Origin of the sequence: Actinomadura roseirufa (genome assembly GCF_900659635.1) — a bacterium.
Classification (GTDB): domain Bacteria; phylum Actinomycetota; class Actinomycetes; order Streptosporangiales; family Streptosporangiaceae; genus Spirillospora; species Spirillospora roseirufa.
Window position 1 is genome coordinate 1 of sequence record NZ_CAACVB010000586.1, and the last position, 745, is coordinate 745.

Here is a 745-nt window from a genome sequence, read left to right on the forward strand (position 1 = left end):
AGGAGCCGCTCGAAGTCCCGGACCTCCTTGCTCTGCAGACCAACTCGTTCGACTGGCTGCTGGGCAATGAGAGGTGGAAGGCCCGGGTCGAGGCGGCCCAGAAGGCCGGAAGTAAGAGCGTCCCGACGCAGTCGGGGCTGGAGGAGATCTTTGAGGAGATCAGTCCGATCGAGGACTTCTCCGGGACCATGTCGTTGTCGTTCCGGGATCACCGGTTCGAGCCGCCGAAGTACTCCGTGGAGGAGTGCAAGGACAAGGACATGACGTACTCCGCCCCAATGTTCGTCACGGCGGAGTTCATCAACAACACCACGGGTGAGATCAAGAGCCAGACGGTGTTCATGGGTGATTTCCCGCTCATGACGCCGAAGGGGACGTTCATCATCAACGGCACCGAGCGGGTGGTGGTGTCGCAGCTGGTGCGTTCGCCGGGGGTGTACTTCGATCGGGCGCTGGACAAGGCGTCGGACAAGGACATCTACGGGTGCCGGGTGATCCCGAGTCGGGGTGCCTGGCTGGAGTTCGAGATCGACAAGCGTGACAACGTCGGTGTGCGCATCGACCGTAAGCGCAAGCAGCCGGTGACGGTGCTGCTGAAGGCTCTGGGCTGGGACGAGGCGCGGATTCGCGAGCGTTTCGGGTCGTATGAGTCGATCAATGTGACGCTGGAGAAGGATCACACCTCCGGTCAGGACGACGCGCTGCTGGACATCTACCGCAAGCTGCGCCCGGGCGAGCCGCCGAC

The 745-nt window shown here is 62.8% G+C and carries 1 pseudogene; it reads left to right on the plus strand.

What is annotated here, in order from left to right:
* Window positions 1-745, plus strand: a pseudogene (locus E1291_RS41560) (DNA-directed RNA polymerase subunit beta); the annotation flags it as partial.